Source organism: Kineococcus terrestris (assembly GCF_041020755.1).
In the GTDB taxonomy this organism is placed as follows: domain Bacteria; phylum Actinomycetota; class Actinomycetes; order Actinomycetales; family Kineococcaceae; genus Kineococcus; species Kineococcus terrestris.
Map to the genome: position 1 here is coordinate 25,461 of NZ_JBEUEI010000037.1, position 8,902 is coordinate 34,362.

General features: G+C 75.9%; 10 protein-coding genes. 2 read left to right on the forward strand and 8 right to left on the reverse strand.

Annotated elements, in window-relative coordinates:
* Positions 1–23 precede the first annotated feature (23 nt).
* Complete coding sequence (locus AB8M62_RS17510; protein WP_369070399.1) at positions 24–473, reverse strand: MarR family winged helix-turn-helix transcriptional regulator; 450 nt, start codon at positions 471–473, stop codon at positions 24–26.
* A gap of 106 nt (positions 474–579) precedes the next feature.
* Between AB8M62_RS17510 and AB8M62_RS17515 the strand changes: the two genes are divergently transcribed.
* Positions 580–819 (forward strand): hypothetical protein, encoded by a 240-nt coding sequence (locus AB8M62_RS17515; protein WP_369070394.1) that lies wholly within the window; start codon positions 580–582, stop codon positions 817–819.
* Between the two features lie 25 nt (positions 820–844).
* On the opposite strand, the gene AB8M62_RS17520 is transcribed toward AB8M62_RS17515, so the two are convergent.
* The 7 genes from AB8M62_RS17520 to nhaA all read right to left on the reverse strand — a co-directional run bounded on the left by AB8M62_RS17520 (position 845) and on the right by nhaA (position 8,305).
* On the reverse strand, positions 845–1,264 hold the full coding sequence (locus tag AB8M62_RS17520; protein WP_369056308.1) for a cation:proton antiporter: 420 nt from the start codon (positions 1,262–1,264) through the stop codon (positions 845–847).
* A gap of 5 nt (positions 1,265–1,269) precedes the next feature.
* Positions 1,270–1,527: an MrpF/PhaF family protein gene (locus tag AB8M62_RS17525; RefSeq protein WP_369056307.1), complete on the reverse strand. Its 258-nt coding sequence runs from the start codon at positions 1,525–1,527 to the stop codon at positions 1,270–1,272.
* Complete coding sequence (locus AB8M62_RS17530; protein WP_369070395.1) at positions 1,524–1,919, reverse strand: Na+/H+ antiporter subunit E; 396 nt, start codon at positions 1,917–1,919, stop codon at positions 1,524–1,526. Before AB8M62_RS17530 ends, AB8M62_RS17525 begins: the two co-directional genes overlap by 4 nt.
* Positions 1,916–3,550 (reverse strand): monovalent cation/H+ antiporter subunit D family protein, encoded by a 1,635-nt coding sequence (locus AB8M62_RS17535; protein WP_369070396.1) that lies wholly within the window; start codon positions 3,548–3,550, stop codon positions 1,916–1,918. Before AB8M62_RS17535 ends, AB8M62_RS17530 begins: the two co-directional genes overlap by 4 nt.
* Complete coding sequence (locus AB8M62_RS17540; RefSeq protein ID WP_369056304.1) at positions 3,547–3,963, reverse strand: cation:proton antiporter subunit C; 417 nt, start codon at positions 3,961–3,963, stop codon at positions 3,547–3,549. Before AB8M62_RS17540 ends, AB8M62_RS17535 begins: the two co-directional genes overlap by 4 nt.
* Complete coding sequence (locus AB8M62_RS17545) at positions 3,960–6,902, reverse strand: DUF4040 family protein (RefSeq protein WP_369070397.1); 2,943 nt, start codon at positions 6,900–6,902, stop codon at positions 3,960–3,962. Before AB8M62_RS17545 ends, AB8M62_RS17540 begins: the two co-directional genes overlap by 4 nt.
* 230 nt (positions 6,903–7,132) lie before the next feature.
* Positions 7,133–8,305 (reverse strand): Na+/H+ antiporter NhaA, encoded by a 1,173-nt coding sequence (gene nhaA, locus AB8M62_RS17550; protein WP_369056302.1) that lies wholly within the window; start codon positions 8,303–8,305, stop codon positions 7,133–7,135.
* Positions 8,306–8,581: 276 nt separating this feature from the next.
* On the opposite strand from nhaA, the gene AB8M62_RS17555 reads away from it, so the two are divergent.
* The coding region (locus tag AB8M62_RS17555) for an STAS domain-containing protein (RefSeq protein ID WP_369070400.1) at positions 8,582–8,902 on the forward strand (321 nt) is incomplete at its 3' end.

Genomic DNA, 8,902 nt, shown 5'->3' on the forward strand with positions numbered 1-8,902 from the left:
TACCACGCCGGGAAGGTGGGGGATCAGTCCCCGGCGCGCGCGGACCCGCCGTCCTGGGCGGCGCGGGCGGCGGCGATCAGGGGGTCCAGGCCGTCCCGGACGGCCTCCAGCGCGGCCACGTCCAGGCCGAGGCGGGCCAGCACCCGGCCGGGCACCTCGACGGCGCGCTCCCGCAGCTCGCGGCCGGCGGCGGTGAGGGTCAGCGCCAGGGAGCGCTGGTCGGCGCTGTCGCGGCGGCGCTCGACGAGCCCGGCGGCCTCCAGCCGCTTCAGCAGCGGCGACAGGGTCGGCGGGTCCAGCTGCAGGGCCTCGCCCAGGTCGCGCACCGAGCGCGGCGAGCGCTCCCACAGGGCGAGCATCACGAGGTACTGGGGGTGGGTCAGCCCGAGCGGCTCGAGGACGGGCCGGTAGACCGAGACGACGGTGCGGGCGGCGACGACGAGCGCGAAGCAGACCTGCCGCTCCAGGGCCAGCGGGTCCTCGGGCGCGCCGGGGCCACCGGGCCCGCGGGTGTCCGGGTGCTCGACGTCACGGGCCGGCGGGGTTGAGGTCACCGCCCCACCGTACGACGATGTGTGCGTGAACGATTCGCACACCCCGCGTTCGCTGCAGCGCCCGAGGTCGCGCTTCCGCCTCCTCGACCTCGTCCTCGACGCCGCGTTCACCTTCACCGGCCCGGCGCAGGTGCACCACGACGAGGCCCCGCCGCGCGGGCCGCGCACCGACGAGGAGGCCCGCGCCGGCTACGGGCGGTGGGAGCGGGTCACCGACGCCACCGGGCACACGTACCTGGTGGAGCGCCGCGACCCGGACGCCTGAGCAGCGCGGGCCGCCCGGGCCCCGATCAGCGCACCGGCCGCTCGGCGCCCTCGACCTCGACGGCCCGCCCCTGCTCGTCCGCGCCGACCGCCGGCCCGCCGCCGGAGTCCTCGGCCAGCTCGTCGTAGCGGGTGGACGCCGCCAGGGGCGCCCCCGTCAGGTAGGCCGAGCGGGCCACGGCGATGCTCGCCACCACCGAGGTGACCAGCTGCAGGGCCAGCGCGACGAGCGCCTTGACGAGGTTCGGCACGGTCGGCTCGGCCAGCAGCACGCCCACGACCACCGACCCCACGCCCAGCCCGGCGGCCGTGGTCGCCGTCGACACGCGCGTGTAGAAGTCCGGCAGCTTCAGCATCCCCAGCCCGGCGGTGAGGAAGATCAGGCCGCCGGCCACGGCGAGCACCTGGCCGACGACGGGGAACCACACGTCGAGCACCGCGTCCACCGCGGTCACCTCCGTCCACGGGTCAGCAGGCGGGCCAGGGACATCGCCGACAGCGCCCCGACGAGCGTGGCGACGAGCACGAGGTCGAACGTGCCGTCGCTGCCCACGCGCAGCCCGAGCAGGGCGATGAGCGCGATGACGGCGAAGAAGAGCAGGTCGGCGGCCACGACCCGGTCGGCGTCGCGCGGGCCGCGGACCATCCGCACGGTCGCGGCCGCGACGGCGACCAGGACGAGGACGGCGGCGACGTCGAAGCCGATCACGCGGCGGCCCCCGCGGGGACGAAGCCGCCCGGGCGCAGCGCGGCGAGCATGCGGTGCTCCAGGTCGTGCAGCTCGGCGCGCAGCTCCTCGCGGTCCGGGTGGTACATGCCGTGCACGTGCAGCGTCCACGTCCGGTCGCGCCGGGACGCGGCGCCCTCGGCGTCGCCGCGGAAGCTGAACGCCATCGTCCCGGGCGTCAGGGAGATGAGGACGGCCAGGCTGGTGGCCTCGAACTCGGTGCGGCAGGCCGTGGGCAGCCGCACGATGCCCGGGGTGCTGCGCTGGCCGGGGCTCAGCTCGTCGGCGATGAGCACGGCGTAGGAGGTCAGCAGCAGCTTCACGTACCAGGCCGCGAAGCCGAGGAAGCGCAGGGGCCAGGTGGTCCGGCTCACGAGGACGTCACCGCCTCCAGGTAGGGGGTCGGGTCGAGCAGGCCCTCGGCGGCGACCTGGGCCAGGGACATGAGCAGCTGCCCGCCGAGGCCGAGGCCGAGGGTGACGACGGCGAGGACGACGCCGGGCAGGGCCAGGGCGAGGCCGATGCGCCGGGCCGGGCGCGCGGTGGCGGTCGGGGTGCTCGCGGGCCGCGGGTCGGTCTCCGCGGTCGTCTCCTCCCGCGTGCGGGTGGCGACCGCGGTGGGGGCCGCGCCGCGGGCGCCGTCGGCACCGCCGAGGGCCGGGCCGGAGGCCCGTCCGCCGCTGCCCGGGTCCGCGCCGGGGGCCGCGGGCTCGCCCCAGAACATCGCCGACCAGATCTTCAGCATGGACAGCAGCGTGAAGAGGCTGACGGCGACGGCGACGACCGCCGCGGCGAGCTGGCCCTCGGCGACGGCGGCCTGCACGAGGGAGAACTTGGCGACGAAGCCGGAGAACGGCGGGATGCCGGCCAGCGACAGCGCCGCGGCGAAGAACGCCACCGCGACGAGCGGCTCGGTCCGCGCGATGCCGCGCACCGCCCCCAGCGGGTGGGTGCCGTAGCGGACCTCCACCGCGCCGGTGGACAGGAACAGCGACGCCTTCACGATCATGTGGTGCAGCAGGTAGAAGATGCCGGCCGCCAGCCCGAGCGGCCCGAACAGGGCGACGCCGAGCAGGATGTAGCCGATCTGGCTGACCATGTGGAAGGCGAGGATCGAGCGGGTCGTGCCCTCGCCGACGGCGCCCAGGACACCGACGACCATCGTCGCGGAGAACAGCAGGACGCCGACCCACAGCCAGCGCTCGTCGCCGCCGAAGACGACCGCGTAGATCCGGTAGACGGCGTAGATCGCGACCTTGGTGTGCAGGCCGGAGAACATCGCCGTGACGGCCGGGGACGCGGCGGGGTAGGCGCGCGCCAACCACCCGTGCACGGGGACGACGGCGGCCTTGATGGACAGCGCCAGCAGGCAGACGGCGGCGGCGACGGCCGCGCGCCCGTCGGTCTGCGCGGCGCCGGCGACGTCGGCCATGTTCACCGAGCCGGTCACGCCGTACAGCAGCCCGACACCGGCGAGGAAGATCGTCGAGGTCAGCAGGTTGACGGTCACGTACAGCCGGGCGCCGGCCACCCGCGAGGTGGTGCCGCGCCGGGGCGCCGCCATGACGAGCAGCGCGTACGAGGGCAGCAGCATGACCTCGATGAAGACGAACAGGTTGAACAGGTCGCCGGTCAGCAGCGCCCCGTTCACCCCGGCCGTCAGCACGACCACCAGCGGCGGGAAGAAGCGCCGGGCGGCCTCGCCGGAGGCGATCGCGAACAGCGCGCACACCGTGGTCAGCAGGCCGGTGACGGTGAGCATCAGCGCGGTGAGCATGTCCGCGGCGAAGGGGATGGCGATGCCCGCCGGCCACAGGCCGATGCGGTGGGCGACCACCCCCCCGTCGAGCTGGCTGACGACGAGGGCGGCACCGGCGGCGGTGGACCCGCCGGTGGTGCCGAGCAGGAGGAGGCGCCCGAGCAGCAGCCGGTCGGGCAGCGCGACGAGCAGGCCGCCGACCACCAGGGGGACGGCCACCAGCAGGGGCAGCAGGGTGCCGCTCACGGGGCCACCTCCTCGCGCCGGGCGGGGACGTCGGGGGCGTCGTGCGCGGACGACTCGTCGCCCGCGGGCCCGCCGGACCCGTCGGGCCCGTCGTCGTCCGCGGCGTCCCCGCGGGCCAGCTCGTCGTCGCGCCGGCCCAGGACGGCCAGGGCGAGCATGTACATGGTGATCGAGAAGGCGATGACGATGGCCGTCAGGACGAACGCCTGGGGCAGCGGGTCGGCGGTCAGGGCCGGGTCCGGCTCGGCGCCCAGCGGCTCGCCGCGCCGCGACGCGCCGCCCGCCGCCATGATCACGAGGTTGGCGGCGTGGCCGAGCAGGACGAAGCCGAGGACGACGCGGACCATCTCCCGCTGCAGCAGCAGGTAGACGGCGCCGGCGACGACCACGCCGACGGTGAGGGCGAGGATCACGGGACCTCCTCGGGGGCGCGGGCGGCGTGGGCGGGGGCGCGGTGCCCGGTGCCCGCGGCGGGCTCCGCCGGGTCGGGCGGGTCCCCGGCGCGGTCGGGCGTGCCGGGCGTGGGCGAGCCGGCGCCGGGGACGGCGTCCTCGGGGACGACACCGCCGAGCCGGTTGAGGGCGACGAGCACGACGCCGACGACGGCCAGGTAGACGCCGAGGTCGAAGACGAGCGCGGTGGTGAAGTGGTAGCCGAGCACGTAGGCGTGCAGCGGCCGCAGGAACGAGCCGTCGGCCAGCCCGGCCAGGCCGGTGGCGGTGCCGACGAGGACGCCGCCGCCGATGAGGGCCAGGTAGGGCCACTTCACGCGGGCGCCGCGGTCGGTGGAGGAGGCCAGGTAGACCAGCGCGAAGCCGGCGCCGCCGACGAGGGCGGAGATGAACCCGCCGCCGGGGGCGTTGTGGCCGCGCAGCAGGAACCACAGCGAGGTGACGACCATGACGGGCCCGACGGCGCGCGCCAGGACCCGCAGTGGGGCGGCGTTGTCGTCGGCGCCCAGCAGCGGCGAGCGCTCGCCGACGGCCAGCCCCGGCTCGCCCTCGGGCAGGGCCCGGCGCGCCTGCAGCGCGACGAGGATCGCCACGCCGGCCAGCCCGAGGACGGTGAGCTCGCCGAGAGTGTCCAGGGCGCGGAAGTCGACGAGGATCGTGTTGACGACGTTGGTGCCGCCGGTCTCGGTCTCGCCCTCGCGCAGGTACCACTCGCCCGCGGCGGACAGCTCGCGCCGGCCGGTCAGGGCGAGGACCCCGACGGTGGCGGCGGCGCCGGAGGCGATCGCGAGGACGGCGGACCCGGCGGCGCGGGCGCGGCGCACCTTCCCGAACGCGGCGGGCAGCCGCCGCAGGACGAGGACGCCGGCGACGACGGTGAGGATCTCCACGAGCAGCTGGGTGAGGGCCACGTCGGCGGCGCCGAGCGCGACGAACCACAGCGCGACGCCGAAGCCGGTGGTGCCGACGACGGACAGGGCCCCGATGCGCGAGCGCACGACGACGGCGGCGAGGACGCCGAGGGCGACGATCCCGAACAGCACCCAGTCGGTGCCGGCGTCGAGGTCGCCGACGACGGGCGGCAGGCCGCCCAGGCCCGGCAGGGCGACGGCGGTCAGGACGAGCAGGAGGACCAGCGGCGCGGCCAGGTGGCGGGCGGGGGCGCTGGAGCCGGTGAGGCCGCCGACGCGGGCGCCGAGGGAGATGGCGCCCTCGCGGAAGCCCTCGACGGCGCCGACGCCGGTGTACGGCAGCAGCGGGCGGTCCAGGAGCCGGTCGACGCGGTCGCGGGCGGCGACGAGCACGGCGCCGAGGACGATGACGGCGGCGGACATGAACAGCTCGGGGTTGACGCCGTGCCACAGCTCCAGGTGGACGTCGACCTCCGCGCCGTGCGCGCCGCTCGCGCCGCGGCCGACGAGGTCGTCGAGGAGGAAGGGGGCGAGGCCGAGCCCGAGGCCGGCGACGGCCGGCAGCAGCGGCGGCGCCAGGAAGGCGGGCGAGGCGGGGGCCGGGCCGCCGGGGTGGGTGTGCGCCTCGCCCTCCTCGCCGTGGCCGGAGGCGTCCTCGTCGTCGGTGTGGACGTCGTGGTGCCAGGTGGTCCGCATGGGCGGCCCGAAGAAGGCGCCGACGACCATGCGCCCGCAGTAGGCGAAGGTGAGGACGGCCGCGAGGACGCCGAGGGCGCCGAGGACGGGTCCGGTCCAGGCTGGTCCGGGCGCCTCCAGGAAGGCCGCGAACATCGACTCCTTGGAGACGAAGCCGAGCAGCGGCGGCACGCCCGCCATGGACGCGGCGCCGAGCACCACGACCGTCGTGGTCACGGGCAGGTAGTGGCGCAGCCCGGACAGGTCGCGGATGTCGCGGCTGCCGGCCTGGTGGTCGATGACGCCGACCACCATGAACAGGGCGGACTTGAACAAGGCGTGGGCGACGGTGTGGACGACGGCCGCGGTGAGGGCGTGCTCGGTGCCGACGCCGATGGTGGCGACGAGGAAGCCGAGCTGGCTGACGGTGGAGTACGCCAGCAGCGCCTTCAGGTCGGTGCGCTGCAGGGCGAAGAGGGAGCCGATCAGCGCGGTGGTGATGCCGAGGCCGATGAGCAGCAGGTGCCAGGCCGGCACCCCGGACATCGCGGGGCTGAAGCGCAGCAGCAGGTAGATGCCGGCCTTCACCATCGCCGCGGCGTGCAGGTACGCGCTGACGGGGGTGGAGGCGGCCATCGCGTCCGGCAGCCAGGAGTGGAACGGGAACTGCGCCGACTTGGTGAAGGCGGCGACGGCCAGCAGGACGGCGACGACGGTGGCGAAGCCGGGGTCGGTGCGCCAGGCGTCGTCGGCGACGATCGCCGACAGCTGCGTGGTGCCGGTGCGCACGGACATCGTGACGACGGCGGCGAGCAGCGCGAGGCCGCCGGTGGCGGTGACGAGCAGGACCCGCACGGCCGGCTTGTGGGCCGGGGCGCCGGAGCGGGTGATGAGGAAGAAGGAGCAGAAGGTCGTCGCCTCCCAGGCGACGAACAGCACGACGACGTCGTCGGCGGTGACCAGCAGCAGCATGGCGGCCGCGAAGAGGGTCATCAGGCCGTAGAAGCCGCTGTGCGCCTTCTTCGACAGGTAGCGCGCGGAGTACGCCATGACGGCCGCGCCGATGATCGTGACGAGGAGCGCGAAGACGAGGGAGAGCCCGTCCAGGCGCAGCCGCAGCCCGACGTCGAGGGCGGGGATCCACGGCAGCTCGTAGGTCAGGCCCTCGCGCGGGGCGGCCAGGCCCAGCCACAGGCCGAGGGCCAGCAGGCCCGCGGCGATCAGCCAGCCGGCGTCGCGGCCCAGGCGGTGGCCGAGGAGGGGGGCCACGACCGCGAGGAGGGCGGTCAGACCCAGGACGGCGGGCAGCAGCACGTTGTTCCACCTCTGGCGGCTCGTCGGTCAGGACGCGGGCCCCCGGTCGGGGTGCCTCGCGGAGGACCGGGCGGGTCGTCGAGGGCCGCCCGGAGCGACGGGACGAGGTCGTCCCGCGCCTCAGGCGCGGGACGGGGCGGTGCCGGAGAGGACGGCTCCCCACGTCGAGGAGTAGCCGTTGGTCCCCACGTGAACAGGGTGACCGGACATGGCCCCAGAGGTTACCGCGATCAGACCTCCGCGCCCGCCCGGCGGTGAGCGCGCGCCCGCCGGACGAGGACGAGGCTGGCGAGGACGGCCGCCACGAGGGAGCCGAGGAGGACGCCGAGGGTCATGTGCTCGCCCTCGCGCGTGCCCTGCCCGAAGGACAGGGTGCCGATGAGCAGCGAGACGGTGAAGCCCATCCCGGCGAGCAGGGACAGGCCGAAGACGTCGGACCACCGCAGCTCGTCGGCCAGGTGGGCGCCGGTGAAGCGGGCGAGCAGCCAGGTGGTGCCGAACACGCCGATGGGCTTGCCGAGCACGAGGCCCGCCACGATCCCGAGGACGACCGGGTCGCCCAGCGCCTCGACCAGGCCGCTGACGCCCCCGATGACGACACCGGCGGAGGACAGGGCGAACAGCGGCAGCGCGAGCGCGGTCGAGAAGGGCCGCCAGCGGTGCTCGAAGGCGGCGGCGGTGCCGTCGGCGACGGGGACGGCCAGGCCGAGCAGGACGCCGGCGACGGTGGCGTGGACGCCGGACTCGTGCACGAGGGCCCAGGTGAGCACCCCCAGCGGGACCAGGACCCAGCCGCTGCGCACGCCGCGGTGGACGAGCACGGCGAAGGCGGCGAGGACGAGCACGGCGAGCCCGAGGTACGACAGGTGCAGCGTCTTCGTGTAGAAGACCGCGATCACCGTGATGCCGAGCAGGTCGTCGACGACGGCGAGGGTGAGCAGGAACAGGCGCAGGGCGGCGGGCAGGCCGCGGCCGACGACGGCGAGCACGGCCAGGGCGAAGGCGATGTCGGTGGCGACGGGGGTGGCCCAGCCGCGCAGGGCGCCGGGCGGGCTGCCGGGCGCCAGCAGGTTGACCAGCACGTACAGCAGGGCCGGGACCACCATGCCGCCGACGGCGGCGACGATGGGCAGGACGGCCCGGCGGGGGTGGCGCAGCTCCCCCTCGACGAACTCGCCCTTGAGCTCGATGCCCGTGACGAAGAAGAAGACGGCGAGCAGGCCGTCGGAGGCCCACTGCTCCAGGGTCAGGCGCAGGGGCCCGGCGCCGACCTCGAGCTCGCGCACGCCCTCGTAGCCGGCGGCGTCGAGGTTGGCCCACAGGAGGGCGGCGAGGGCGGCGAGCAGGAGCAGGGCCCCGCTGACGGGTTCGAGGCGCAGGACGCGCGCGAGTCGCTGGGTCACGGGGGCCTTCCGGTGAGGGGGTCGGGTCGCCGGTCGCCGACCTGCCCGGGCCGGCACGCCGTTCGCCGGAGCAACGGGTACGACGGGCAACGGTACGGGCAGGAACGGAGAGGGCGCGCCCACGCTTCCCGGTCCGGGGATGGCGACGCGCAGGACACGATCAGTCACTCGGAGTGAGCACGCGCGGTAGGGTGGACCCACCACTCGAGTCGCTGAGTGGCTCCTCGTGACGGGTGGTGTCCAGTGCGGACGAAGAACGCGGCGTGCGCCCTCCAGGTGCGCCAGGACGGTCCCGTGACCGTCGTCGCCGTCCACGGCGCCCTCGTCGCCGGGACGGCCACCACGGTCCGCACCCGCGTCGACGAGGTCCTCGACGGGGCGAGCCGCGTCGTCGTCGACCTGTCGGGCACCACCCGGCTGGACTGCCACGCCCTCGGCGCCCTGCTGGCCCTCGCCGGGCGCGCCCGGCGCCGCGGGGGGGGCGCGGGCCGGGCCCCCCCCCCCCCCCCCCGCGCCCCCGCCGCCGCCCTCGACGACGTCCAGCTCGCGGCCGGGCAGGGACCGGTCCCGGCCGTCCTGGACGGCGCCGGCCCCGTC